Raw genomic sequence first — 25,023 nt, 5'->3', positions numbered from 1 at the left:
CCCAAGGAAGATGAGCACCATGCCAATACCGTTTTTGAGTCTGATTTACGTCACTTAAGTCATTCATCGGCCTAAGCTGCCTCGCCGCCTCCGATCGTAAAGTCAAAAGTATCACAATGTGCCTAATCTATTATAAACGACTAAACTTTAGTTTAGTCAACAACTCAGTGCACACCTACCAAAGGTTATTGAATTACATATCCACATTGTTTCTATCGGCACAAAGCCGACATTAAGCTATCCATGTTACGCTTATGGCAGGGACGAAGCTCAGCGGAGAGCCTGTCAGGCAAGTTGAGATTTTAAGCATCTCTAGAAATAACTTGATTGTTTAAATATTGCCCACAATCAACTATCTTGTTTTTAACTTCAACTACTCCTTTCAGCAACTCGTTTGCTTTGTAGCGTGGATACTGCTGGTTGTTATAATCGAATGCTCCGACACGAATTCCAGTATATGAATCTTGGAAACCAACGTGGAAAGAGTGCTTCACAAGCATCCGGTGTTTTGATATGTTTATAAAAGCGGAAATATACTTGAACCAGTATGATTCTATTAGCGTTTTCAATTCACTCTTAAGAGGCGATGGCTGCAAGACTTTGACCACCGCTCTAATATCACATTTATTTTTCGGGATAGCACCATTTAAAAGAACACCATTAACCAAAAAAGCGAAAACATCAAATACAGCCCTTGTGGTATGAATGATCCCCAAAATGTGAGCCTCACTAGCCAGTTTAGCTAAATAGTAATCATCTTGTCGATCAGAAATACCGAATACGTAATTCAAATGTTCTTTACTGCTCGGCGTCTCGGTATCTACCACTTCGTTCATTGCATCTCTAGCCCTTTCCATATGAAAGAGAAAAATCTGAATGTACCGGTCAATCGAGTTAACTATTTCAAGTAACTCCTCGCTGTCTGACCGTCTTGCCCGGATCTCATCCCGAAGCTGTTTGAGGTTCCACGACTTTTTCATTTGTGTTTAACGCTAGCCATCAATTATGCCGAAGTTGACTATATGTGAGAAGGGTCAGGTCTCACAATTCACCTTAGCCTGATGAATTTCATAAGAATATGAAATGAAAGACCTGACCGGTGACTCCCGAGAAGTTTGAATTACTAATTGTGCACTTAATTTCACCATCTCATGAACAGCATTGGATGGGTGAAATTACGTATACGTGCTAATTTTTGCACCCATTTTTATCACAGGTGATTTTCTCAGAGCTGTTTACCCAGTGATCCGGATGGTCATTAGTATTAAAACCACATCCTGTTGTACCGCCTTTGGTTCCTCTGTGAACTTCTCCAGTAGGCTTGTGTTTAACAGCCATGTCTAACTCCTTCTAGATTGGATTTTGGCGCTACTAATAGCAAAGCAGCATTTATCTATCGTCCTACGTACTGTCGACAAATACTTGTTAATATTAGACCATTTCAGGAACAATTCCAGCACGAGCTGATCACACGATTTCAACAATATCTGCATGCAGATAGAAATCGCTATTCAAAGCTCACATCAGATAGTGCCTGCATCTCCGCTCAGAGTAGTAACAGGCACGGAGCAACCAAGTGGCGTCGCATACGGCACAAAGCCGACATTGATAAGCACGGAATTAGGTATACTATCAACGGAACTCACCTGGAATTGTACACGCATGTTTATAATTTCGTATGTATTTATCAGCCAGTTGCCACTTCCTGATAAACGGATCATTTCTGCCCATGTTTAAACCAATATATCAGTGTAATGAATTTGGGGGTAGCATACGATTTCGATGAACACCATTTCCTTTTTGACACGGACATCATTACCGCTTGGACTAGGTAATTTTTGTATTCTGGTGCAACAGTTCGAGATATCCTGCCATATGCTACTTCCTTGTCCAATGATGGATTTTTCATGACAAAAATTAAGTCAGGTATCAGCTATAGATATACTGCCCCGGAATTCCTCTGTTTAGGTTTTTTAGGGCCTTCCTAGATAAACCTTCTTGGCCTCAATCGCATCGTCAAGCCGTCGATGAATAAGGGATATGGTAGACAGAATGTCCAATGCGTCCTGCTCCTCAATTTTCCAGGTTATCTTCGGTGAATGTGCCGCCGTATTCCTAAATGTACCGAAAACTCCTTTAAGCAAATTGCAGAAACCCTTTTGCTCACTCTGCTGGCTCTCAGTTTCGAGCGAGCTCAATGCGAGGTGAGGTACCTTTCCTTTGAATGAGAAAGCTTCATCAACGAGAGCAGCACCATCAAGCGTTAACCCTGTTTTGTTTCGAATCTTATCTGCGATACTTTTCGTGGCTTCAAAAACTGCGTGAAAGTAGTTATCGACCAGCAGCTCCTCTCTGCAAAATAGAAGCACGTCTTGGTGAACCTTTCTAGCCAAAAGGCTCTTTTTGAGCTTTGTTGCACGCTCCGCAGCCTCAGAAAGTGTGTTTACTTTAGATACTTTCCGAACGACCCCGTTTTCTTCAAGCTCGAGTCCCTCGAACCAGAGTACACGGTTAAGCCTCTGCCGAGTGTCTTCGAACCAAGCATGGTTATCGAAGTGTCTTGAGGGTCTCATCACATGCTGTAAGAATCTGAGCACATTGTTCGCACACCGGTCCGACTCCTGCTTTATGCTAAGCGAATCGTAGAGGCGTCGCCATTTAGTTGAGTTGAGACCTGGGTCTTCTATATCGCACTCACCAAGGAACTTGGTTATCTCGCTGCCACTGAGTCCTTCGACCGTATCACCTAAGATTTTTGATAAAGACTCAATAGACCCAAGATCTAGTTTTTGTATAGGCATGGTTCGATTCTCAGCCCTAACGCTCGCTTCAGGTTCCCGGCACCCTGCAAACGCTATATACCAATTATTGGCATATAGCAACCATGCTACGAATAAGAAAAGTCCATTACGTCTACTTGCAAATCCTTAACCTGCTTGCTCATGCGCTTTCTGAACTCAAACTCTATCTCATTATCTTCGTACTTATCTATTACTAGCCCGAAATAATCAACAAGCACAGCCTTCTTCTGCTCTAAATTGTAACCATCGAAATTTGGAATATAGTTTGTTTCATATTTTCTATGGCTCAACTCCTTGAAAGCTCTCACAAATTTTTTGGGGGTGACTTTAACGTCAAATCTTTTTGTTAGCTTCATGACATAATGATCCAGCGCATGCAAAAGACTTTCATCATTAATTTCTGCAAAGAAAAAAGCCAGCCCTTGCTCTTGTTCTCATAAATGCAACCAGTAATCCGAAGGTCTAACCTCCACAACAAGAACGACTCACTTTTTTGCTTAGAATACTTGTAACTCGTAAAGATTGATACCAGTGAATGTTTTAAACGCTCTACCGACCCAATTCTGGCGGTAACCTTATTGCTAGTAAATTGGTATCCCAAGTAGTCAAAGCCGTTGACTATAGGGCCAATGCTAGATTTTTCGGGGGCTTTGATTGGATCATGGACTTTTAATCCAATCTTCCTGAACATCTTAATAACTTGCTCTGCAATTTCTATTGCTTCACATAAATTGCAGAAAATCAACACATCATCAACATATCGATAGTATTTAATAGAGTGCATCGAACTAAGATGATTATCAATGTTTGATAAATATATTGCCGCTAAAATATTAGAGACAGCAAGCCCTTGTGGGACTCCTCTTGAAGATGGCAGGTCAGAGGATTTTGAAGCACTAACGGTTGGTGACGAAATCGCAGATAATATTATATTTTTTATGCTAGGTACCCGAATCTTTCTACCTAAGCGAGAGAGCAGTTCTTTATGTTTTATCGACGGATAAAAATTCGTTACATCAAGTTTTATGCACGCATCATACTGTCCGTGATTTAAATCGTTTTTAACTTTCTTAACGATATTTTGGGGCAGCTCAAACTCAATGCTATCTTGATATATTTCAGTAAGAAAGTTACACAATGAACGTAAAGCTATACGATCACGTACCGTTGGGATAGAGATCTCCCTTGGAACTTTATTCCGTCCCTTGCTTACAAGTTTTAGCTTATACTTTGTGAACCTATAGTTACCAGCTATAGCCTTTCTATTTAGGATTTCAACTTGCTCATCCAATTGAGACCTAAACGCATATTGATCTAGATTGTCTATCCCTGTAGCCCTCGAATAGACAATATGATCAGAAAACGTTTCCTTCAGTTTCTCAATCGAGAAATGCTGTAAAAATATATCACTAACGGTCACTTGGATATTCCAAAACAGTAAAAATTAGAATGGGCAACAGGTATAGGAATATAAGCATCAGCCAGCGACGTACATACCAGTACGCGAGAAATAACCAGTGGTACCATGTCGGACATCTGTCCAAACCATTTTTAAATCCCGTAGTTGCATCCACCTTGCCATGTTTAGTAACGTGCTCAATGCACAAAGCTAAATAATAGTCTCTGTCCGTATGGTTTTCACACACACCTAAAATCTGATCATATTCAGAGCTTAATTTGGCGAAATCAGCATTGCTATGCTTGGACTTATGATAGAGTCCACTCAACGTTTCATAACATTCTTTTATCAGGCTCGCTCTTTCTTTAAATGAAAGACCATTAATGAAACCCGAAATACATAGCACAAGGACTGAGAAAACCACCCAAGCTATTCCACTAAACTCCGGATTAGAAGTGGTCTCACCTAAGTTTAGATAATAAACAGCCGAAGACACGCTGAAAAAGGAATACCAAAGCAATAGAGCTTGGGCTTGAAAAGCATTAGATAGCAGACGTTTTTCGCTCTGAATTCTTGCTTTTCTCGTCCACCAGACATTGTCTGAAAATGCCATTCACCCCCCCAAAAAAAGGCGTCCTAGGGTGTCATTGAGTTACATAGAGTTAACACCCAATAAAGGGCTAGCCACGAGGGCTAAGAGACGAATCTCTTCAATATTAGTTGCACTCACAAGTGAGTGGACAGCCTAAGCTGGCACACCCTAGGACAAAGTTAGTTTATCACTCAGTAATCCAAAAATCAGCGTGAATTCATAAGATTTTAATAATGCGCATGCGCGTTCGTTGCAAGGCTGCCCGCAGTATCCGACAACCTTCAGCTCCTAATGCCTTGATATTGTACTATTTCAGGTCCTGATGCCAGTAAGAACTGAGCACCCCGTTACGGCGATGCGTGCATGTCCGCTAGGGGCACATACCGACCAGCCAAAGCGCTTGTACCCGGCAGGCAGTATCTGCTACCCGGAAATATGAAGGGTTCCTGCCGAAAGCTTCTGTCTAGCGGCAACTGATACGCGGTACGCAATGACCTGAAGAGGGGTAACCTTCAGCTGAATAGCATCGGCAAGCCCACTATATTTTTCGCGCTCTGTTTTTCTTGTTTTTCCGATAAATTACCGATACCCGTTCCGAGGTCGTTTATATAGCTGTTTGATATAAACAGCCGTTTGAATTTATCGGATCTTCCACCTATACCTGTGTAGCGTCCAGGGAGAGGCCGCCACTATTGCTCCACGATCAATGGATATCCCTCCTCCTGATAGCGTACGGATAGGCCGTGGTCCGCTTTCGACACCATGGCCCGTCCCGCCGTGCTCTCAATACAGTCCCCGGAAAACCGGTATTTCCGATGGCGCGCTCGGCCCCATGATTGACGGCGAGATTAACGTTTTTCAGAGCAAGGCCTGAACTATAAAAAAGGAGTTTATCCATGGCCCATCTCACGCTGCACGACCTCCTCCACCGCAACCCGATGCCCTCTCATACCGACACCCTGGTGGTCGGTGCCGGCATGGCGGGGCTGTACACGACCTGGCGCCTTCTCGAGGACGACCCCAACGCGGACGTACTGATCATCGACAAGTCGAACCGCACCGGCGGACGTCTCGATTCAGACGTCGTGACCATCGGCGACGCCGAGGTGAAGGAAGAGGAGGGCGGCATGCGCTTCACCTTCGACCAGATGGACAACCTGATGAGTCTGTTCATGCTGCTGAACATCGATGAGCAGATCGTGCCCTTCCCGATGAACAGCGGCGGCAACAACCGCCTGCTGTTCCGCGGCCACAGCTTCAACAACGCCATCGCGGCCGAGGACGACTTCGCCATCTGGTCCGAGCTCTACAACCTGGCGCCGGCCGAACAGGGCATGAGCCCGAACGCCATCATCAACACCGTCTTCAACCGCATCCTCGAAGCGAATCCGGAATTCACCGAGAGGCCGGAGCAGCGGGGCCCCGAGTTCTGGCAGCGGTTCCGCCTGGACTGCCAGTGGAAGGGCATCCTGATGAAGGACTGGACGCTCTGGAACCTGTTCAGCGATATGGGCTACTCCACCGAGTGCATCACCATGCTGTACCGGGCCTCCGGCTTCAACGGCACCTTCCTGTCCCAGATGAACGCCGGCGTCGCCTACCAGCTGCTGGAGGAGTTTCCCGCCGATCCGCAGTTCCGCACCCTGGAAAACGGCTTCAGCACGCTGCCCAATGCGCTGGTCAAGCGGATCGGCAAGGAGCGCATCTATCTCAAGACCCAGCTGCTGAGCATCCACCGGCCGGAGCCGGGACAGGGCTACCGCCTGAAATACCAGATCATCGATCCCCGCAACCGGGTGCGTTACGGCGAAATGACCGCCAACAAGATCGTGCTGGGCCTGCCCCGCCTGGCGCTGGAAAAACTGTTCGTCGGCTCCAACCTGCTCAACGAGCTGCCGACGGAGCAATCGGAAAAACTCTGGGACAGCCTGCAGACGGCAACCAACCAGCCGCTGCTGAAGATCAACCTCTACTACGACAAAGCCTGGTGGGGCAACAAGATGAGCGGCCAGCCCGAAGTGGCGTTCGGTCCCAACTTTTCCGACTCGCCGCTGGGTTCCGTCTACCCCTTCTATGCCATCGATCAGCCCAGCTTCGCCGCCCTGGAATACGGCGACTGGCTGCGCAACAACGACAAGAAACCCTCGCCCGAGGTCGCGGACAAGCTTGAAACGATCAACCAGTCCCGGTATCGCAAACCCGCGGCGCTGACCATCTACTGCGACTACCTGAACATCAACTACTGGCAGACGCTGCAAAACAACGGCGAACGTTTCGACTCGCCGTTGCAGCGCGAGTACAGCGAACGCAACCCGCAGACGCTGTATGCGGCGTCGCAGTCCGTGGTCGCGCGCGCCACCCATTACTTCAGGGAGCTCTTCAATACCCACTATGTACCCGAGCCGATCCTGACCAGCGCCCGCATCTGGAGCGGCACGACCCGGTTCAACGTCGACGACAGCCAGGAGTTCGGCTTTGGCGTCCACCAGTGGGCCGTGGAAGCCGACGACCGGGAGGTGATGGAATTCCTCAGCGAACCCATCCCGAACATCTACTGCTGCGGCGAAGCCTTCTCCGACTACCAGGGCTGGGTCGAAGGGGCGCTGCGCTCGGCCAACCGGGTGCTGGAGAAGGGCTTCGGCCTCGCGCCGGTCAGCCAGGTCTACGAGGAACAAAGCGGCCAGTCGCCTTCCGACGCCGTCAAGGCATCGTACCGCAAGCGGGCAGCTGTCCTGATCAAGGAATATATCGATCCCGGATTCGACCCGGGGCAGCGCCCGCTCAGCGAGCGCCGGGAGCCCGTCGCCGATGCCGAGTGCCTGGTGGGTGCCACCGACCTCAGCTACTTCGACCAGGAATAGGAAGCCGGCCATGAAAAAGTTCGATATCAACGATTTTCAGCGCCTTGGCGGCATCTCGAGCAAACTGCTGCACCAGGATCCGGCACAGGAGCTGCTGGAAAAGGCCCCGGCCGGGAAACGCACCGCCGCGCAGGAGACGACGCTTTTCTTCAACGACCTCGAAGGCGACTGGTTCGGCAACAAGGGCTGGAACCTGATCGCCCTGCCGTCCCGGGGCTCGACGCCGCAGAGCCAGGGCGACTTCAGGCTGCTGGTCATCCCCTATGCCGAAACCCTGAGCGTGCACAATGCCGGCGCCCCGGCCCGCAACCGGGGCGGCAGCGTCGACCAGTTCGTGGCGGCGCTGGAATACCAGCAGCGGGTGTTCAACAAGGACAGCGGCGAAGCGCTGCACGTCGAGAACGGCATGTTCATGAACCTGTCCGCGATCCTGGACAACGACAACCAGACGCAGCCCCTTCCCGAGTTCAATGTCGGTCGCAGCGGCACCATTCCCCACGGGGACTCCATCCTGCTGTTGAGCAAGCCACCGTTCGTCGACAAGGGCGCCCCGAACATCCCGGACATTTCCAGCGTGCCACCGGATATCGGCCAGAATGCCCCGCTCGGCTATCTTGACCCTTACCTGGTGCCGAACCCGGATATCAATATCCGCAACCCGAACGCGACCCTGAGGAAAGACCTGGAGCTGCAGGCCGGCGAGGGTTTCGAGATCCTGCAGACCCGGACGCTGGCGCTGGACTCCGGTAATGCCGGGGCGATCAACAACATCCCGTTCATCGTCCGCCACGCCAACGCGACCCGGATGCAGGCGGTGTTCTGGCTGGAAAAGGTCCGCAACACCAAAACGGGCCAGGAGTTCGACCAGCTGCAGTACACCCAGATCATCGACCTGGTGTTCCATCTCAAGTTCGGCCAGGACGATCCGGGCAACCTGATCACCTGGCCCCACGTCACCATCAACACCCTGGTCAAGCAATAGGAGCCGAGGATGGAACAGACAATCACGGTCGCCCGGTACCTCAAGCTCAGGCTCGAGCAGCTGGGGCTGAAGCAGATGTTCGGCGTCGCCGGCAACTATACCGCGCCGCTGCTCGATACCATTCTGGCCGACGACAACTCGCCGATACGCATCTCGGGCAATGCCAACGAGTTCTGCGCCGGTTATGCCGCCGACGCCTACGGCCGGCTGACGGGATTCGCCGCTGCCTACGTGACCTACAGCGTGGGCGCCTTCAGCATGCTCAACTGCATCGCCGGTTCCTTCGTCGAACAGGTACCGGTGCTGCTGATCAACGGTGCGCCGACCAACAAGGAGGACAGCATCGAGAAGCACACCGGGCTGCTCTACTCCCACACCACCGGCTATCAGTTCGTCGACATCAACATGTTCCGCCCGATCACGGCCGCGGCGGAGCGCGTCACCAACGCCCGCCAGGCAACCCACCAGATCGACTCGGTGCTGACCGCCATGCTGACGGAGCACAGGCCCGGCTACCTGGAGATCTGCGAGGACGTCTGGCGCGCGCCCTGCCTGGCGCCGGTCGGCACCCTGAGTTCCGGACGGGACGACATCGTCACGGTCAGCGAGGTCGATGCCGCGGTCGCGGCGACGCTCGACAAGCTGGTCGATGCGAAAAAGGCGATCGTCTGGGCCGGTATCGAACTGCAGCGCTACGGCTTGCAGGACAGCTTCGCCCGCCTGATGGATGTCCTGAACCGGACCCTGGGGCGCCCGGAGCAGCCGATCCACTTCGTCACCAGCGCCTGGAGCAAATCGGTGCTGTCGGAACGGCATCCGTTCTTCGAGGGCTGCCATACCCTGACGACGGAGGAGATCGACGAACTGATCGGCGCGGACGGCGTGCTGCTCGGCATCGGCGCCAATACCATCGGCAAGGATACCGGCAACCAGAACATCCGCGGCGACAGAACCCTGCTGGCCTGCCAGAACAGCCTGTTTGCCGGCGCCGGCTTCTACCCCGGGGTCGCGCTGGGGCCCTTTATCGGGAAGCTGACCGAGGCCCTCGAACAGCATGCTGCCAGCCGTCACCTGCTGGGCCTGCGCGTACGCGGGGCCGCCGCCGTGCAGGCGCTGGCCAGCCCGGTGCAACTGGGTTACGACAGCTTCTTCGACGCACTGGGCGGCTGGCTGACGCCCGACGACGTGCTGGTCGTGGATGCCGGCTTTCCGCTGATCGGCGCCCAGAGCGTCCCGATCGCCGCGCAAAACGGCTTCGTCGCCCAGGCGGCCTGGCTGTCCATCGGCTACTCGGTGGCCGCCGCGACCGGGGTGAAATGCGCCTGTCCGGACAAGCGCGCCGTCGTGGTCGTCGGCGATGGCGCTTTCCACGAGACCTGCCAGGCGCTCTCGGACCATCATGCCTACGGCCAGAATACCGTGGTTTTCGTGCTCGCCAACGGCATCTACGGTATCGAGCAGAAGCTGGTCAACCCCAACCCGTTCAGGACCGGTAGCGGCAAACGGGACTATCCGGACCCGCTGCAAAACAAGGTCTATCCCTACAACGACCTGCCCGCCTGGAACTACAGCAAGCTGGCCGGGGTCTTCGGCGGAACGGGGCGCAAGGTCTGCAGCCCCGACGACCTGGCCTCGGTGATGGCGGAGATCCGGCAGAATCCGCAGCACAACTTTATCGTCGAAGTGACGCTGCCCAAAACCGACGTCCCGGCGGCGATCGCGGCGGGTCTCGATGCCGATGTCGGCGAGGACGAGACCGACAATCCGAACTGGCCGCCAGCCGGCATCTTCTGATCCGCCGCGAACCGATCTGCCGCCGCCTGCGGCAGCAGGCCGTGCGGAAGCTCCAAGGCGCCGCCCGGATGCACTGCACGCCACCGAAGGGCGGGAGAGTCTTGACCTGAGACGCAAAAAGGGCCGTCACGACGGCCCCTTTTGCGTCAGGACGCCCCGTCGTTCAGCCCCCGCTTTCCCCGCCTCCAGCAGCTCCTCGATCAGTTCCCAGCCAACATGCCGCACCTTCAGCACATAGAGGATCTGCAGCAGCAGCTGCGCGCCCAGAATGCCCTTGTTCACCTTCTGGCGCAGGTTGTCGGGCGTCTGCTGTGTGCCGATCGCATTCAGCTGCTCGCTGAGCTGGCTGTAGTCGACACCCTTTTTCTGCATCTCGGAGCGGATCAGGAAACGCACGCTGGCGGCCCATTCCGGGCTGCTGACAAATTGAACTCTCCGGGTCGACGCCTCTCTCATAGTTTCTGCAACCGGTGACATGTTAGATTCACAGGGGGCCGGACAACCGGCCAGCCCCATCAGTTTGTGAATTATAGTTAACACACAATATTTTTCTTTGACAATCGAGAATATTGTTACTAGTTTCGAACAAGCCCTTGAGCCAAGGAAGCGAGGAAAGCGCAATGCCCTGGAGTCTGCACGACCTGTACAGCCTGCTGGAGTCGCAGGAAGACCTGACCGCATCGAAGGAAAACGATACCATCCTGATCAGTAACGACGACGGCATCGATGCCTTCGTCACCGTCAGCGGCGAACAGATCCTGGTCGAGGCGCTGCTGTGCCCGCTGTCCCGGGTATCCGATCGCGCGACCTTCAACGATCTGATCCTGCGCACCCACAAAAACATGTTCCCCCTCACCACTATCGGCATCACCGGCATCGGTACCGAGGAGTTCTATGTCGCCTTCGGCGCGCTTTCGGCCGAGTCCGGGCCCGACGCGATACTGATCGAGATCGGCACGCTGTTCCTGAACATCGAGGGGATGCTGGAGTTCTACCAGGAATACCTCGGCTGAACCGCATCTGCTTTAACGATACAGGGAGACATTCCATGAGCGTTTGGACCAAGTTGTTCACAGCCCTGCGGGGCAATATCAATCACGCTGCCGAAGCGGCCGCGGATTCCCAGGCCCTGACCATTCTCGACGAGGAGATGCGCCAGACGAAGGGCGAGATCCGCAAGTCGGAACAGGCACTGACGACGATCGTCGCCAAGGAAAAACTGGCCCAGGGGAAAATCGCAGACCTCAACGCGGCCATCGCCGAGCACGAGCATTATGCCGTTCAGGCCATGGAAAAGGGCGACGAGGCCCTGGCACTGGAAGTGGCCGAGAAAATAGCCGAATTCGAAACCCAGCTCGAGACCGAAAAGCAGTTTCTCGACCAGGTCTCCGCTTCGGTGGCGCAGCTGCGCAAGGATCTGAAGGACTCGAAAAACAACCTGCGGCTGATGCAGCAGCAGGTCGATACCGTCAAGGCGACCGCGTCGGTGCAGAAAGCCCAGGAAAGCCTCTCGTCCCGTCACCTGAGCGCGAACTCGAAGATGAAAACCGCGTCCGAGTCGCTGGAACGCATCAAGAAGAACCAGGCCCAGCGCGGCGCGGAAATCGAGGCGGCACGGGACATGGCGTCCGCAGAAGACGGCAGCGATCTCAAGGCGCGCCTGAAAAGTGCCGGCATTACCGGCAACAGCGGCGGCGCCAGCGACATCCTGGCCCGCCTCAAGGCGAAACAGCAGTCGTCCTGATGAACGCGGAGAACGCCGCACGGCTTGCGGCCGGCGAGGCCAACAGCCGTCGTTGCGGAAAAGGGGCCCCTTTCGGGCCCCGCTGTCATTTATTGACCTGGCGGGTTAATACATGAAGCAGGGATGCTTCATCATTGGCCGCAGGCCAATGCGAACGCCACGGAAACCAGCATGTTCGCGCACCTGCGCCCGTTTCCGTGGCGTGATATGCAAATAGGTAGGGAACCTATTTGCATGCCAGGTTAGTAACCGGGAGACACCAAGATGTTCAGCTGGCTAAAATCCAAGTCCCGCCCCGGCAAAGCGGCGGCGTCCGAGTACCCCGAAGTGCTGGGGCTGAGGCTCGGCGGCAGCGTCGAGCTCAACGAGCTGCGCCTGCGACTGCTCGACGACCGCCTGATCACCGACAATATCGCCCGGGTCCAGATGATCCAGGCGCTGGGGATCGTCAGGCTGGACCAGTCCAGCACCCTGCTGCGCTACTATACCGACGACGATGCCTTCATTCAGGTCGCCCTCTCGGGCGGCATGGGCGATGAGCACGTCAGCGACGTCAAACTTTTCCACTTCTACGACACCCGCGGCGTCGGCACTGAAGCGGACTGGAATGCACTGCTCGCCGCCGGCATCAGCAAGCCCGAGTTCGAATGCGAAGGCAAAAGGTTCAAGCGTGTCTGGCAGGCCACGGGGAAAATCCGCCGGTCGCCATGACCGAGCGAACCCATACCCTCGACGAGCCCGCAGGCGAAACCGATCAGTTCGTCATGCTCTACGAACTGGATCTCGGCGACGACCTGTTCGAATTCCTGCTGGTGAGCGGCGAAGAAAAGATTATCGACAACCACCCCGATCGCTGCCTGGTCCTGAGCACCGGAATCAACCTCAGCCAGGCGGATTTCGAAGTGATCAGCTAACAGAAGGAGACAGAAGTCATGGATGCTATCACCCAGTCGCTGGCCGGTCTGGCCGCCTTTGCACTCTATTTCGGCCTCAGCCTGGTGGCGCTGCTGCTGTTCAAATTCCTCTATGCCCTGGTCACGCCCCATGACGAATGGCAGCTGATCAAGGATCAGAAAAGCACGGCCGCGTCCTGGGCCTTCGGCGGCGCCATTCTGGGCTTTTCGATCGCACTGGCCGGCGCGGCCTCGAACTCCGTCGGCCTGATCGACTTCGCCATCTGGGCGCTGGTGGCACTGGTCGCCCAGCTGCTGGCGTTCGCCATCGTGCGCTTCGGCTTTATGCCGAAGATCGTCGAGCGCATCGAGCAGGACGAGGTCCCGGCCGGCATCATGGTCGGCTTCGTGTCGGTATCGATCGGCCTGCTCAATGCCGCCTGCATGTCCTACTGATCTGGGGAGGGGCAAGGACATGAAGAGAACAGCATTCATCGACCTGAACCGGATGCGCAAGAAACCGGCCTTCCAGCTGACCCGGCTCGCCACCCTGGTCGGCGGCGCCATCGCCCTGACCGGGTGCGGCAACGACAACACCGAAGCCAAAATCTATCCCAGCACCGATGCCTGCAAGACCGACTACCCGGAGCATGTCGAGGTCTGCGAGGCGGCCTACCGGCAGGCCGTCGCCGAAGCGGCCAAAACGGCGCCGAAGTTTCGCACCGAAAACGACTGCGAGGCCGAGTTCGGCCAGTGCGTCAGCAACGGCAACAACTGGTTCATGCCCGCGCTGGCCGGCTTCATGCTCGCCAACGTGCTGGATGACCTCGACGACCGTCGCCGCTGCCCGCCGGGCGCTTACGCCAGCTACGGCGGCTGCCGCTACTCGACACCGGTGTTTACCGGCTACGGACGCCTCTACGGCGGCTACTACGGCAGCGACGGCACCCTGTACGGCAAGGTGCGTCCGGGCAAGTTCACCACGGTGAAAGTCGATCGTGACGCCTTCAAGCCCAAACCGGCCGTCACCCGGACACTGTCCCGCGGCGGCTTCGGTTCCAAGGCTGCCGCCAAAGCCTCCTGGGGCAGTAGCCGCTCGAGCTGGGGTGGCTGATCGATGCTGAGAATCCCGATCGCCGAACGCCCGGACTGGCGGCGTACCGCCGACGAGTTCGGTTTCCACTTTCATACCCTGTACGGGGAGGCCTACTGGGACGAAAGCGCCTATTACCAGTTCAGCCTGAAGCAGATCGAGGATCACCTCGAGACGCCGACGGCCGAACTGCACGGCCTCTGCCTGGAGGTGGTGGACCGGGTGGTGCGCAGCGAAGAGCTCATGCAGCGCTTTTGCATTCCCGAAACCTATTGGGACCACATCGCCCGCTCCTGGCAGGCACAGGAGCCCAGCCTCTACTCCCGCCTCGACCTGGCGTACGACGGCACCGGGCCGGCGAAACTGCTGGAAAACAACGCCGACACCCCCACCTCCGTCTACGAAAGCGCCTTCTGGTCCTGGCTCTGGCTGCAGCAGCAGGTGGACCGCGGCGCCCTGCCCCGGGCCGCCGACCAGTTCACCTCGCTGCAGGAGAAACTGGTGCAGCGATTCGCCGAGCTGAAGACGCGTTACCCGGGCCAGCGGCTTCACCTCAGCTGCTGCAAGGGCACGGACGAGGACCTCGGCACCATCACCTATCTGCAGGACTGCGCCAAAGAGGCCGGTATCGACACCCGGCTGATCTTCGTCGAAGACCTCGGCCACGGCGAAGGCGGCTGGCTGACCGATCTCGATGACCGGGTCATCACCTGGATGTTCAAGCTCTACCCTGGGAGTTCATGCAGCGCGAAGCCTACGGCGACCTGATCATGACGTCGGGCGTCAATTTCCTCGAACCGGTCTGGAAGTGCATCCTGTCCAACAAGGCGCTGCTGCCGATGCTGTGGCGGATGTTTCCGAATCACCCCAACCTGCTGCCGGCCTATTTCGAGGATGAAGTCGGCGGCGCCGCCGAAACCCGCCTGGTGAGGAAGCCGGTCTACTCCCGGGAAGGGGCCAATATCAGCGTGCTGCAGGGCGGCGAAGTGGTCCATCAGAGTGACGGCCCCTACGGCGAGGAGGGCTTTATCTACCAGGGCTTTTGCCCGCTGCCCCGGTTCGGCGACAACTACACCCTGATCGGGTCCTGGCTGGTCGACGACAAACCGGCGGGCATTTCCATTCGCGAGGACAAGAGCCTGATCACCCAGGACCTGTCCCGCTTCCTGCCCCACATCATCCTGGGCTGAGCGGCTCTGCGCCCGTCATACCCGAAGGCAGGGATTCAGGCAGCAAGAACCCGGAAGAGCATGTAGACGACCATGGCGATGACCGGGAGGGAGCTGAAGGTCCAGAAGGTTGCACGGACGTCATGCAGCTGTGCGGTCAAATAGGCAATAAAGTGTGCGGCCCGGGCCAGGACGTACACCCATATCAATACCTGTGCCAGTAACAGTGGCGGATCGGTGAGCACGAACAGAAACCCGGCAATCAGGAAGCCGGGGATACTCTCCAGGTCATTCAGGTTCATGCGCCGAGACCGTTCGACATACTCGTTCGGCTCGAGCTGGGCGGCATCGGGCGTCGGGTTGAGCGGGCTCCGCCTGGCGTCTTCCGGGCTGCGAAAGCCGCCCCGTACTGTCATCATTCGAACGACGGTCATCCATGGCTGCAGCATGAGCTTCAGCAACATGATCGAAGCGGCCAGCAGGTAGCTGGCGAACACCGGGTTTTCCAGACTCAACATTGCGCTCTCGACCGGTATCAGAGGATTTTCATACAGGATAGCCGAACAGGAACCCTGTACACCCCGCAGGCGCCCCGATGCGCGCGCTTTGACGATGCCTTTCTTCCTGATGCATTGAGGGCAACCGCCGCGGGGGTGAACGCCCGGGGCGGCTGCTCTTCACTTCCTGGCGATCACAAAAACCGATTCCGCCCCCGGCTGCCACTCGTAATCGATGCTAAAGCCGGCATGGGTCAGCATGGACAGCAGCTCCTGCCTGTCGAAACGACTCACATGGGGGCGAAGCCCAGGAACTGCATCACCGGAATCAACAACCGCCAGCGGAGCTTCACCTCAGCGATCAGCACGGTGCTGGAAACAAAGATGCCGCCTGGTTTCAGCAATTCATATACTCTGGCAATGGCCGCCTCCACATCCTCCAGCAGATGCAGGATGTTGAGTCCCAGCACGGCATCAAAACTTTCCGCTTCCAACTCCAGGCTCTCCAGGGTGCCCTGGCGAAAGCTGATGTTTTCAACGCCTGCATCCCGCGCCTTCCGGCCGGCGATATCCAGCATCTTTTCCGATATATCGGTCGCGACAATATGCTTGACGTGGGGCGCATGAATAATGGCCGTGCTGCCGGTACCGCAGCCGAACTCCAGCACGGACCAGTCGGGCCGGAAGTATTCCTGCGTGATTGCCAGCTTCTTTTTATAGCTTTTCTCGTCCCGAATCGGACTTTTGGCGTAACGGGGCGCGGCCTTGTCCCAGAACTTTTTCGGACTCTTCAATTCTCCGTCCCTGTTTGATTTTCGCTGACCTGCTGTTGCGCCGACTTTCTATAGCCAGCCAGGCACCCTAACGCCTGGCCCGAACGTACCCACGTATGAACGAAGGGTCTGGCATATCGCGGCAACCTTAAAACGCACTCTTCCACTGCTCGGTGTCGATGAACCAGCGCTCTTCAAAGATCTTGTCACCCCTGAACCTGAACAAAACCGAAAGCTGTGAGCCCGCTACCTTCTCGGACTTCCACTCGACTATCGAGACGACTTCGTTGGCACCTTCGAGCTGACGAAGGCCCGTTATTTCGAAGCCCGGCGGAAGAATCCGATCCAAGCCGTCCAGTGCAGCGCGAAACGCCTGCCTTCCCTCAAGCACGTTGGCCTGCCCGGGCATGATGAATGTCATGTCCTGCTCATAGTCGGCGACCAGGGCATCGAAATCCGCAGCCGCAACCGCGTCCCAACCACGTTGAACAATATTCGCCAGGTTCATCTCGCGTTCCTCATGTCCAGGTTCAGGCGTTGCGAAGCATAGACGCCCAACGCCTGTATGGAAGCCTGAAAGGCCAGTTTTCCCGATGCGCCGGCCCGGCAGGCACTTATTATTTCGGGCGACTGGACTAGCGTCCCAGCACCTGCTCCAGCACCTGTTCCGCCTGACCGCTGTCGAGCATCGCCGCGACCTCCTCGGTCGAAAACGGCGGCACGCTGATCAGGGCGCGGGGCGAGAGCATCAGCAGATCGCCGAGGACTTCGGGCGGGCGGTCGCAGAGCAGGAAGAAAGGGCAGCGCTGGGCCAGCAGGGTGTCGCAGTTGACCCGCTGGCCGGGCTCGGACTGCACCTGCAACTGACGGCCATCGTGACAGAGGGCGTGCAGACATCCGGCCTGGTCGTCGTAGCCCAACACTTCGGTAATGATCAGTAACGACTGCATCTCTGTCCATCCATGCTGCTGTGCGTCCGGGGAAACCTGAATATGGCACAGGCGCCCACCGTTAATCGAGCTTAGCCCAGATTCCGGGATTGCGTGACCGGCCCTCGGGTTGCAGTTGCCGGCCATGTCCGGGACAATGCACAAAACGCCAACATTTTGTATACACAAACCCATTCAGGAGGTTTCCGATGATCTGGACCGTCTATCTCTCAGGTGAAATCCATACCGACTGGCGCGAGCGCATCCAGGACGGCTGCCACAAGCTGGATCTGCCGGTCGAGTTCGTCGGCCCCAACACCGACCACGATTCCTCCGATGCCGCCGGCGATCACCTCGGCGCCGAGGACAAGCCGTTCTGGCGCGACCACAAGTCTTCCAAGGTCAACGCCATCCGCACCAAGACCCTGATCGAAAGCGCCGATATCGCCGTCGTGCGTTTCGGCAGCCAGTACAAGCAGTGGAATGCCGCCTTCGATGCCGGCTATCTCGCCGCGCTGGGGACACCCTATATCACGTTGCACGATGCCGATATTATCCACCCGCTGAAGGAAGTCGACGCGGCGGCCATGGCCTGGGCCCAGGAGCCTGAACAGGTGGTCGAGATTCTGCGTTACGTAACCCAGGGCAAGTAAGCGGCGCACCTTTGCGGTGCGGCGCGCTTCTGCGGTGCGCTTCGCTTCCCTGAAGTTTGCTCCTGCAACTTCAGGATTTCCGCCGGGCGGCCTTCCGCCATCCATGGCGGTCACCAGCACCCTACACCGGTAGAAGCGACGGTGCAGGCCGCGGCGGCGATATAAACCCGGCAATTTGTTGGCCGGGTTTATATAATCTGTCGAAACGAACGACAGGGAGCTTGGTCGCGCGATGCTGGCAGCCTACCAACTGGAACACAACCGTCTGCGCAAGACGCCGATCGGGGCCGATGAACGGCTGCCCGAGGGCGCGGTCTGGGTCGATGCACTGGAGCCGGACGAAACCGAGCGCGGCTGGCTCAATGACCAGTTCGTCGGAGAACTGCCGGGGCAGGAGGATATCGACGAGATCGAAGCCTCGTCCCGCTTCTTCGTCGACCAGGACGGCATCCATATCAACTCCCTGTTCCCGCACAAGGTCGGTCAGGACCTGCGCACCTTCAACGTCTCCTTCAACCTGCGCGAAAACCTGCTGATCAGCGTCCGCGAGGAGGATCTGAGCCTGTTCCGGCTGCTGCGCCAGTACCTGCGCCAGGAGCGCATCCAGGCCACCGGGCCGCTGGAGATGCTGCTGCAGCTGTTCGCGCTGAAGGTCGACTATCTCTCCGACGCCATCGAGGACGTCTACACCATCCTGGAAAACGTCTCGGACCAGGTGTTCGAGACCGAGCAGCTCGACGCCATTCTGAGGCTGATCACCCGCCAGGAGGATGCCAACGGCAAGATCCGTCTGAGCCTGCTCGATACCCAGCGCTCGCTGCGTTTCCTGCAGCGCTACGATGCCGAACGCCTGAGCAAGGACAACCGCCGCGAGATCAAGCAGATGCTGGCGGATATCGAGTCGCTGCTGCCCCACACCCAGTTCCTGTTCGACAAGGTCAACTTCATGCTCGACGCGACCATGAGCTTCACCAATCTCGAGCAGAACAAGATCATCAAGATCTTCTCGGTCGCGGCGGTGATGTTCCTGCCGCCGACGCTGATCGCCAGCATCTACGGCATGAACTTCGCGGTGATGCCCGAACTGAGCCAGCGCTGGGGCTACCCGATGGCGATCGGACTGATGGTCGCCAGCGCTGCCGGGACCTATACGTACTTCAAGCGCAAGGGGTGGCTGTGACTGGGGTGACGCGTGACGGGTGACGCGCAACGGCGTGAAGGATTGTAGGGTGCCGGTGAGCGGAGCGAACCGCACCATCGGTCTCGGTGCGCTTCGCTGTCGCTCAGCAGCACCCTACGGTGACACTTAACCCGTCACACCAGGTTGTAAATGAAGACGATGGCCACGGCGACCGGGGTGACGTAGCGCAGCACGCCGTACCAGAGGCCGAACCAGGGCCGCGCAGCGACAGCTCGTTTTCCAGTGCCTGACGGGCCATGAACCAGCCGACGAAGACGGCGACCAGCAGACCGCCCAGCGGCAGCAGGATATTGGCGGTCAGGTAGTCGAGCAGGTCGAAGATGGTCTTGCCCTCGAAGGCGGCGAACATGCCCAGCGGCGCGAAGCCGGACCACTCGTTGAGGGACAGGATCGAGCCGATCCCCAGCAGCCAGCAGGCACCGCCGGCACCCAGGGTGCTGACCAGGCGGTTCATGCCCTTCTGCTCTTCGAGCCATTCCACCAGCGGCTCGAGCAGCGAGATCGCGGAGGTCCAGGCCGCAAACACCAGCAGCACGAAGAACAGGGTGCCGAACAGGCTGCCCAGCGGCATCTGGCCGAAGGCGAGCGGCAGGGTCTGGAAGATCAGGCCGGGGCCGGCGCCGGGCTCCAGGCCGTTGGCGAAGACGATCGGGAAGATCGCAAGACCGGCCAGCAGTGCCACGCCGGTATCCATCACCGAAACGAGCATCGAGGTCTTGGCGATCGAGACATTCTTGTTGAGATAGGAGCCGTAGGCCATCATCACGCCCATGCCCAGGCTCAGGGTGAAGAACGCATGCCCCAGGGCCACCAGCACGCCCTCGGTGGTCAGTTTGGAGAAGTCAGGCTGGAACAGGAACGTCACGGCCTGGCCAAAATGGCCGGTGGTCATCGAGTAGCCCACCAGCAACAGCAGCAGCACGAACAGCGCCGGCATCAGGATGGTCACGGCACGCTCGAGACCGCCGCGCAGACCCCGCGCCACCACCAGCATGGTCAGGGCCATGAAGACCGAGTGCCAGATCAGCAGCTTGCCGGGGTCGCCCAGCAGTCCCGAGAAGATGGCACCGATCACCTCGGCGCTCTGGCCGCTCAGCTGGCCGCTGGCGGCGGTGCCGACATAGGACACCGCCCAGCCGCCGATCACCGAGTAGAACGACAGGATCAGGAAGGACGCCAGCACCCCGACGATAGCCAGCCAGCGCCAGCGACTCGAGACCCGGTCGCGCTCGGTCAGGATGCGCATGCTGTTGATGGGGCTGCGGCCGCCGCGACGGCCGATCATCACTTCGGCCATCATGATCGGGATGCCGACCACCGCGATACAGAGCAGGTACACCAGCACGAAGGCGCCACCGCCGTTTTCGCCGGTGATGTAGGGGAACTTCCAGATGTTGCCGAGGCCGACCGCGGAACCGGTGGCGGCCAGCACGAAGGCCATGCGGGAGGACCAGAAACCGCGCTTGGCGGAGGCCCCGGATACGGCACCGACGGCCGCGGTATTGGACGTAGACTGAGTCACGTTTCTCTCCAGATGTTGTTTTTATGGATAGAGACTGTTTCGCTTTTCGTAGGTTGGAATGAGCCCCGAAGGGGCGAATTCCGACGCGCCGCCACGAAACCCGGAATTCGCAAGCTCATTCCAGGCTACGCTCCACCCAACCTACGATCAGCGGTTTACCGGGCAACGCCCATAAAGCGCTCTTCGGCCAGGCGGTTGGCGATGACGCCGGTCGGCTGCCTGCCGTGCTCGGAGCGGGCGAAGATCTCGCTCAGGGTGTCGCCGATGGTTTCGACGTGCTCGCGCACGGTCGCGGCATCGTGGCCATTGCGCTCGTAGCAGACATCGATGATGCCGCCGGCATTGATGACGAAGTCCGGCGCATAGAGAATCCCGCGCTCGACCAGCGCCTCGTCGTGGCGCGCCAGTGCCAGCTGGTTGTTGGCGGCACCGGCGACGACCTTCGCCTGCAGCTGGCCGATGCTGTCGTCGTTCAGCACCGCCCCCAGGGCACAGGGCGCCACCACATCGACGTCGAGCTTGAGGATCTCATCGCCGGAGACGGCGGTGGCACCCAGCTCGTCGACCGCCCTCTCGACCGACTCGCCATGGACGTCGTGCACCCAGAGTTTCGCGCCCGCCTCGCTCAGATGGCGCGCCAGGCGATAGCCGACGTTGCCGATGCCCTGCACCGCCACGGTCAGTCCTTCCAGGTCGCTGCGACCGAGCTTGTGAGCGACTGCGGCTTTCAGGCCGACGAAGGTGCCGTAGGCCGTGGCCGGCGACGGGTCGCCGTTGCTCGGCTGTCCGTCGAAGCCCAGACGCGCCGCGACGCCGGCGACATTGCGGGTCTGGCGCCCCATCACCTGGAGGTCGGCAACGCTGGTGCCGGAATCCTCGGCGGCGATGTAGAGACCGCCGAGCTGTTCCAGGAAACGGCCCATGGCTTCCAGCAACGCCTCGCTCTTGTGCGCCCGCGGATCGCCGATGATCACCGACTTGCCGCCGCCCAGGTCCAGGTTGGCCAGCGCCGACTTGTAGGTCATGCCCTTCGACAGGCGCAGCACGTCGCGCAGCGCCTCCTCGTCACTGGCATAGGGGTACATGCGGCAGCCGCCGAGGGCCGGGCCGCGATTGGTGTTGTGCACCGCGACGATGGCGCGCAGGCCGGTTTCCGGATCGCTGAAGAAGGACAGGTGCTGATGGTTGTCGAATTCCGGGTGGCTGAAAACGGACATTGTTGTTGTTCCTTTTATGCGTAAAGTGCCTGCCGGCCTCCGGAGAGGCCGGATCACGTAATCATTCGTGGATCAAACAGCGGCGCCGGAAACGGCGTCGATCATTTCGGGCGCATCGAGGCGGGCGCGCAGCCGCTTGCGCTGGCCGGCTGCCTGCTCGTAGGCGGCATCCTTGACCGGGCCGTAGCCGCGGATCTGCGAAGGCAGTGCCGCCAGGGCACGGGCGTCCTCGAGGTTGTCGCGACGCAGGTGGTCGAGCAGCCAGGCGATATCGGCCTCGTATTCACGGATCAGGCGACGCTCCAGGCGACGGTCGGCGCTGTAGCCGAACGGGTCCAGCGGCGTGCCGCGCAGGACTTTCCCCTTCGCCAGCAGGCCGAAGGCGGACTCCATCCAGGGACCGAACTTGCGCTTGCGGGGCCGTTCTCCGTTCTTTGCACGGCTCAGCAGCGGCGGCGCCAGGTTGAATTCGAGTTCGACCTCGCCCTCGAACTGCTCGGCCAGCAGCTTGCGGAAGGATCCATCGCTGTACAGACGCGCCACTTCGTACTCGTCCTTGTAGGCCAGCACCTTCGAATAGTTCTCGGCTACGGTCCGGAGCAACACCGAATCCCCACCCAGCACCTCTTTCGCCTTCGCTTCGACCCTGCGCACCAGGTCCTCGTAGCGCCTGGCCAGCGCGGCGTTCTGGTAACGACTCAGGTGTGCCTTCTCGCGGGTAATGATCTGCTCCGGCGTCTCGAGGATCTTCAGGGGCTGTGCGGTCGGATGCGCCAGCTCCTGTACCCGCACCAGATCGTGGGCGGCGCGGCGCCCCCAGAGGAACGCCTGCCTGTTCTTCTCGACGGCCACGCCGTTGAGCTCGATGGCGCGCTCGATCGACTCGGCCTTGAGCGGCAGCAGTCCCTGCTGCCGGCAAAGCCCAGGGTAAAGAGGTTCACCGCCATGCCGTCGCCCATCAGCGCCAGCGCCAGATCCGACGCATCGAGGAAGAAGCCGCCGTCGGCCCGGACCGCATCCTGGATCGCGCGCTCCATCGACTCGCCGGGGAACTTCAGGTCCGGCTCGCGGGTAAAGGCCGCCGGCATCGCTTTCTGGGTGTTGACCACGGCGCGGGAAAAGCGGCTGTCGAGCTTGGCCAGCGCGTCCGCACTGGCGCCGACCATGAGGTCGAAGGCGATCATCAGATCGGCTTCGCCGGCCGGGATGCGCACCGCATGGATATCCTGCTGACGCTCGGCGATGCGCACATGGCTGACCACCGCGCCGAACTTCTGCGCCAGGCCCGCCTGGTCCAGCACCGCCACGCCCTTGCCTTCGATATGGGCGGCCATGCCCAGCAGTGCACTGACGGTCACCACGCCGGTGCCGCCGACGCCGGTCAGCAGAATGCCGTAGGGGTTGTTCTCGCCGACGAAGACCGGTTCCGGCAGCGCCGGGAACTCGACCTGGCCGACACCGGCGGGCTTGCGCAACTTGCCGCCCTTGACGGTGACGAAGCTCGGGCAGAAGCCGCGCACGCAGCTGAAGTCCTTGTTGCAGGCGGACTGGTCGATGGTGCGCTTGCGACCGCGCCCGGTCTCGAGCGGCAGCACCGACAGGCAGTTGGACTGCACGCCGCAGTCACCGCAGCCCTCGCAGACCTCCGGGTTGATCAGCACGCGCTGGTTCGGGTCTTCCATGGTGCCGCGCTTGCGGCGGCGACGCTTCTCGGCGGCGCAGGTCTGGTCGTAGATCATCACCGAGCAGCCCTCGATCTCGCGCATTTCGCGCTGCACCGCGTCGAGATCGTCGCGGTGGTGGAAGGTGGTGCGATCGGCGAAATCGGCGCGCGACGGGTATTTCTGCGGATCGTCGCTGACCACGGCGATGCGGCGCACGCCCTCGCCATAGAGCTGATGACTGATCTGCTGCACCGTCAGGGTGCCGTCCACCGGCTGGCCGCCGGTCATCGCCACCGCATCGTTGTAGAGGATCTTGTAGGTGATGTTGGCACCCGAGGCGATGGCGGCGCGCACGGCCAGCAGGCCGGAATGGAAATAGGTGCCGTCGCCGAGATTCTGGAATACATGCTTTTCATTCGTGAACGGCGCCTGGCCGACCCAGGTCACCCCCTCGCCACCCATCTGGGTGAAGGTGTCGGTGTCGCGGTCCATCCAGGTGGCCATGTAGTGACAGCCGATGCCGCCTAGGGCGCGGCTGCCTTCCGGCACCACGGTCGAGGTGTTGTGCGGGCAGCCGGAACAGAAATGCGGTGTGCGCTCGAGCAGTTCCCGCGGCTGCGCCAGGCTCGCTTCCTTGTCGGTGAGGAAGCTCAGACGCTGGCGCAGCCTGTCGCTGTCATATTTGCCCTGAAGGCGCGAAGCGATGGCGCGGGCCACCATCGCCGGGGTCAGCTCGGCGATCGACGGCAGCAGCTCGGCGCCCTGGTCATCACGCTTGCCGACAATGCGCGGACGCACCTGGTCCTGCCAGCCATAGAGCTGCTCCTTGAGCTGTTCCTCGATCAGGCCACGTTTCTCCTCGACCACCAGGATCTCCTCGAGTCCGGTGGCGAATTCGCGCACCCCTTCCGGCTCCAGCGGCCAGGGCATCGCGACCTTGTACAGCCGCAGGCCGATGGCGGCGCACTCGGCTTCGCCGAGGCCGAGATCGACCAGTGCCTGCTGCACATCGAGGTAGGACTTACCGGTGGTGACGATGCCGAAGCGGGCATTGGAACTGTCCTGCACCACCCGGTCCAGGCGGTTGGCGCGGCAGAACGCCTTGGCGGCCTCGAGCTTGTAGCGATGCAGCCGCTCCTCCTGCTGCAGCGGCTTGTCGGGCCAGCGGGCATTGAGCCCCCGGCCGGCAGTTCGAAGTCTTGCGGCAGCCGGATCTGCACCCGGTTCGGGTCGAGATCC

General features: G+C 58.5%; 22 protein-coding genes and 3 pseudogenes. 11 read left to right on the top strand and 14 right to left on the bottom strand.

What is annotated here, in order from left to right; genetic code table 11:
- Window positions 1–302: 302 nt before the first annotated feature.
- The 5 genes from ACFQDL_RS14410 to ACFQDL_RS14390 form a co-directional block, all read right to left on the bottom strand.
- Complete coding sequence (locus tag ACFQDL_RS14410) at window positions 303–836, bottom strand: hypothetical protein (RefSeq protein WP_379909634.1); 534 nt, start codon at window positions 834–836, stop codon at window positions 303–305.
- 1,137 nt (window positions 837–1,973) lie between these two features.
- On the bottom strand, window positions 1,974–2,801 hold the full coding sequence (locus tag ACFQDL_RS14405; protein ID WP_379909633.1) for a TIGR02391 family protein: 828 nt from the start codon (window positions 2,799–2,801) through the stop codon (window positions 1,974–1,976).
- Window positions 2,802–2,887: 86 nt separating this feature from the next.
- Window positions 2,888–3,157 carry a hypothetical protein gene (locus tag ACFQDL_RS14400; RefSeq protein WP_379909632.1) on the bottom strand — a complete coding sequence of 90 codons (270 nt, stop codon included), beginning with the start codon at window positions 3,155–3,157 and terminating at the stop codon, window positions 2,888–2,890.
- On the bottom strand, window positions 3,154–4,221 hold the full coding sequence (locus ACFQDL_RS14395; RefSeq protein ID WP_379909631.1) for a reverse transcriptase domain-containing protein: 1,068 nt from the start codon (window positions 4,219–4,221) through the stop codon (window positions 3,154–3,156). The genes ACFQDL_RS14400 and ACFQDL_RS14395 overlap by 4 nt, the downstream gene beginning before the upstream one ends.
- Entirely contained in the window at window positions 4,211–4,813 is a 603-nt protein-coding gene (locus ACFQDL_RS14390) for an SLATT domain-containing protein (RefSeq protein WP_379909630.1), read from the bottom strand. Before ACFQDL_RS14390 ends, ACFQDL_RS14395 begins: the two co-directional genes overlap by 11 nt.
- Before the next feature lie 875 nt (window positions 4,814–5,688).
- On the opposite strand from ACFQDL_RS14390, the gene ACFQDL_RS14385 reads away from it, so the two are divergent.
- From ACFQDL_RS14385 to ACFQDL_RS14375, 3 genes are read left to right on the top strand one after another with little or no spacing between them, the layout of a single operon-like run.
- On the top strand, window positions 5,689–7,653 hold the full coding sequence (locus ACFQDL_RS14385; RefSeq protein ID WP_379909629.1) for a flavin monoamine oxidase family protein: 1,965 nt from the start codon (window positions 5,689–5,691) through the stop codon (window positions 7,651–7,653).
- Window positions 7,654–7,663: 10 nt separating this feature from the next.
- Window positions 7,664–8,635 (top strand): heme-binding protein, encoded by a 972-nt coding sequence (locus ACFQDL_RS14380; protein WP_379909628.1) that lies wholly within the window; start codon window positions 7,664–7,666, stop codon window positions 8,633–8,635.
- 9 nt (window positions 8,636–8,644) lie between these two features.
- Window positions 8,645–10,429 (top strand): alpha-keto acid decarboxylase family protein, encoded by a 1,785-nt coding sequence (locus ACFQDL_RS14375; RefSeq protein ID WP_379909627.1) that lies wholly within the window; start codon window positions 8,645–8,647, stop codon window positions 10,427–10,429.
- 126 nt (window positions 10,430–10,555) lie between these two features.
- On the opposite strand, the gene ACFQDL_RS14370 is transcribed toward ACFQDL_RS14375, so the two are convergent.
- Window positions 10,556–10,885, bottom strand: coding sequence for a DUF6471 domain-containing protein (locus ACFQDL_RS14370; protein ID WP_379909626.1), 330 nt, complete (start codon window positions 10,883–10,885; stop codon window positions 10,556–10,558).
- A gap of 164 nt (window positions 10,886–11,049) precedes the next feature.
- Here ACFQDL_RS14370 and ACFQDL_RS14365 point away from each other — a divergent pair, with 164 nt between their 5' ends.
- The 6 genes and pseudogenes from ACFQDL_RS14365 (at window position 11,050) to ACFQDL_RS14340 (ending at window position 15,349) form a co-directional block, all read left to right on the top strand.
- A complete protein-coding gene (locus tag ACFQDL_RS14365; RefSeq protein WP_379909624.1) occupies window positions 11,050–11,442 on the top strand; it encodes a DUF2170 family protein in 393 nt (130 codons plus the stop codon).
- Between the two features lie 35 nt (window positions 11,443–11,477).
- Window positions 11,478–12,173 carry a PspA/IM30 family protein gene (locus ACFQDL_RS14360; protein ID WP_379909622.1) on the top strand — a complete coding sequence of 232 codons (696 nt, stop codon included), beginning with the start codon at window positions 11,478–11,480 and terminating at the stop codon, window positions 12,171–12,173.
- Window positions 12,174–12,437: 264 nt separating this feature from the next.
- Window positions 12,438–13,087: pseudogene (locus ACFQDL_RS14355) on the top strand (YjfK family protein).
- 18 nt (window positions 13,088–13,105) lie between these two features.
- Window positions 13,106–13,522, top strand: coding sequence for a DUF350 domain-containing protein (locus tag ACFQDL_RS14350; RefSeq protein ID WP_379909621.1), 417 nt, complete (start codon window positions 13,106–13,108; stop codon window positions 13,520–13,522).
- A 19-nt stretch (window positions 13,523–13,541) separates the two neighbouring features.
- Window positions 13,542–14,180: a DUF1190 domain-containing protein gene (locus ACFQDL_RS14345; protein ID WP_379909620.1), complete on the top strand. Its 639-nt coding sequence runs from the start codon at window positions 13,542–13,544 to the stop codon at window positions 14,178–14,180.
- Window positions 14,181–14,183: 3 nt separating this feature from the next.
- Window positions 14,184–15,349: pseudogene (locus ACFQDL_RS14340) on the top strand (glutathionylspermidine synthase family protein).
- Between the two features lie 35 nt (window positions 15,350–15,384).
- On the opposite strand, the gene ACFQDL_RS14335 reads toward ACFQDL_RS14340, so the two are convergent.
- The 4 genes from ACFQDL_RS14335 to ACFQDL_RS14320 form a co-directional block, all read right to left on the bottom strand.
- Complete coding sequence (locus tag ACFQDL_RS14335) at window positions 15,385–15,825, bottom strand: MAPEG family protein (RefSeq protein WP_379909619.1); 441 nt, start codon at window positions 15,823–15,825, stop codon at window positions 15,385–15,387.
- Between the two features lie 290 nt (window positions 15,826–16,115).
- Window positions 16,116–16,493, bottom strand: coding sequence for a class I SAM-dependent methyltransferase (locus tag ACFQDL_RS14330; protein ID WP_379909618.1), 378 nt, complete (start codon window positions 16,491–16,493; stop codon window positions 16,116–16,118).
- A gap of 253 nt (window positions 16,494–16,746) precedes the next feature.
- Window positions 16,747–17,106, bottom strand: a complete 360-nt coding sequence (locus tag ACFQDL_RS14325; protein ID WP_379909617.1) for a nuclear transport factor 2 family protein — start codon at window positions 17,104–17,106, stop codon at window positions 16,747–16,749.
- A gap of 127 nt (window positions 17,107–17,233) precedes the next feature.
- On the bottom strand, window positions 17,234–17,548 hold the full coding sequence (locus tag ACFQDL_RS14320) for a hypothetical protein (protein ID WP_379909616.1): 315 nt from the start codon (window positions 17,546–17,548) through the stop codon (window positions 17,234–17,236).
- A gap of 188 nt (window positions 17,549–17,736) precedes the next feature.
- Here ACFQDL_RS14320 and ACFQDL_RS14315 point away from each other — a divergent pair, with 188 nt between their 5' ends.
- Entirely contained in the window at window positions 17,737–18,180 is a 444-nt protein-coding gene (locus tag ACFQDL_RS14315; protein WP_379909615.1) for a YtoQ family protein, read from the top strand.
- 232 nt (window positions 18,181–18,412) lie between these two features.
- Window positions 18,413–19,360 (top strand): magnesium/cobalt transporter CorA, encoded by a 948-nt coding sequence (corA, locus tag ACFQDL_RS14310; protein ID WP_379909614.1) that lies wholly within the window; start codon window positions 18,413–18,415, stop codon window positions 19,358–19,360.
- 134 nt (window positions 19,361–19,494) lie between these two features.
- Here the strand turns inward: corA and ACFQDL_RS14305 are convergent.
- From ACFQDL_RS14305 to ACFQDL_RS14290, 4 genes and pseudogenes are all read right to left on the bottom strand, one after another.
- Window positions 19,495–20,822, bottom strand: a pseudogene (locus tag ACFQDL_RS14305) (sodium-dependent transporter).
- A gap of 236 nt (window positions 20,823–21,058) precedes the next feature.
- Complete coding sequence (locus ACFQDL_RS14300; RefSeq protein WP_379909613.1) at window positions 21,059–22,120, bottom strand: Glu/Leu/Phe/Val family dehydrogenase; 1,062 nt, start codon at window positions 22,118–22,120, stop codon at window positions 21,059–21,061.
- A gap of 72 nt (window positions 22,121–22,192) precedes the next feature.
- Window positions 22,193–22,972 (bottom strand): DUF6537 domain-containing protein, encoded by a 780-nt coding sequence (locus ACFQDL_RS14295; RefSeq protein WP_379909612.1) that lies wholly within the window; start codon window positions 22,970–22,972, stop codon window positions 22,193–22,195.
- Window positions 22,870–24,933 (bottom strand): indolepyruvate ferredoxin oxidoreductase family protein, encoded by a 2,064-nt coding sequence (locus tag ACFQDL_RS14290; protein WP_379913086.1) that lies wholly within the window; start codon window positions 24,931–24,933, stop codon window positions 22,870–22,872. Before ACFQDL_RS14290 ends, ACFQDL_RS14295 begins: the two co-directional genes overlap by 103 nt.
- Window positions 24,934–25,023: the final 90 nt, after the last annotated feature.

Source organism: Marinobacterium aestuariivivens (genome assembly GCF_042661465.1).
In the GTDB taxonomy this organism is placed as follows: Bacteria; Pseudomonadota; Gammaproteobacteria; order Pseudomonadales; family Balneatricaceae; genus Marinobacterium_A; species Marinobacterium_A aestuariivivens.
This window is presented reverse-complemented; position numbering and strand designations above follow the sequence as displayed.

Excerpts from the sequence above, each read along its gene's own strand:
- ACFQDL_RS14410 (WP_379909634.1), bottom strand. The coding sequence starts at position 836 with ATGAACGAAGTGGTAGATACCGAGACGCCGAGCAGTAAAGAACATTTG.
- ACFQDL_RS14405 (WP_379909633.1), bottom strand. The coding sequence starts at position 2,801 with ATGCCTATACAAAAACTAGATCTTGGGTCTATTGAGTCTTTATCAAAA.
- ACFQDL_RS14400 (WP_379909632.1), bottom strand. The coding sequence starts at position 3,157 with ATGAAGCTAACAAAAAGATTTGACGTTAAAGTCACCCCCAAAAAATTT.
- ACFQDL_RS14390 (WP_379909630.1), bottom strand. The coding sequence starts at position 4,813 with ATGGCATTTTCAGACAATGTCTGGTGGACGAGAAAAGCAAGAATTCAG.
- ACFQDL_RS14385 (WP_379909629.1), top strand. The coding sequence starts at position 5,689 with ATGGCCCATCTCACGCTGCACGACCTCCTCCACCGCAACCCGATGCCC.
- ACFQDL_RS14380 (WP_379909628.1), top strand. The coding sequence starts at position 7,664 with ATGAAAAAGTTCGATATCAACGATTTTCAGCGCCTTGGCGGCATCTCG.
- ACFQDL_RS14375 (WP_379909627.1), top strand. The coding sequence starts at position 8,645 with ATGGAACAGACAATCACGGTCGCCCGGTACCTCAAGCTCAGGCTCGAG.
- ACFQDL_RS14370 (WP_379909626.1), bottom strand. The coding sequence starts at position 10,885 with ATGAGAGAGGCGTCGACCCGGAGAGTTCAATTTGTCAGCAGCCCGGAA.
- ACFQDL_RS14365 (WP_379909624.1), top strand. The coding sequence starts at position 11,050 with ATGCCCTGGAGTCTGCACGACCTGTACAGCCTGCTGGAGTCGCAGGAA.
- ACFQDL_RS14360 (WP_379909622.1), top strand. The coding sequence starts at position 11,478 with ATGAGCGTTTGGACCAAGTTGTTCACAGCCCTGCGGGGCAATATCAAT.
- ACFQDL_RS14350 (WP_379909621.1), top strand. The coding sequence starts at position 13,106 with ATGGATGCTATCACCCAGTCGCTGGCCGGTCTGGCCGCCTTTGCACTC.
- ACFQDL_RS14345 (WP_379909620.1), top strand. The coding sequence starts at position 13,542 with ATGAAGAGAACAGCATTCATCGACCTGAACCGGATGCGCAAGAAACCG.
- ACFQDL_RS14325 (WP_379909617.1), bottom strand. The coding sequence starts at position 17,106 with ATGAACCTGGCGAATATTGTTCAACGTGGTTGGGACGCGGTTGCGGCT.
- ACFQDL_RS14320 (WP_379909616.1), bottom strand. The coding sequence starts at position 17,548 with ATGCAGTCGTTACTGATCATTACCGAAGTGTTGGGCTACGACGACCAG.
- ACFQDL_RS14315 (WP_379909615.1), top strand. The coding sequence starts at position 17,737 with ATGATCTGGACCGTCTATCTCTCAGGTGAAATCCATACCGACTGGCGC.
- corA (WP_379909614.1), top strand. The coding sequence starts at position 18,413 with ATGCTGGCAGCCTACCAACTGGAACACAACCGTCTGCGCAAGACGCCG.
- ACFQDL_RS14300 (WP_379909613.1), bottom strand. The coding sequence starts at position 22,120 with ATGTCCGTTTTCAGCCACCCGGAATTCGACAACCATCAGCACCTGTCC.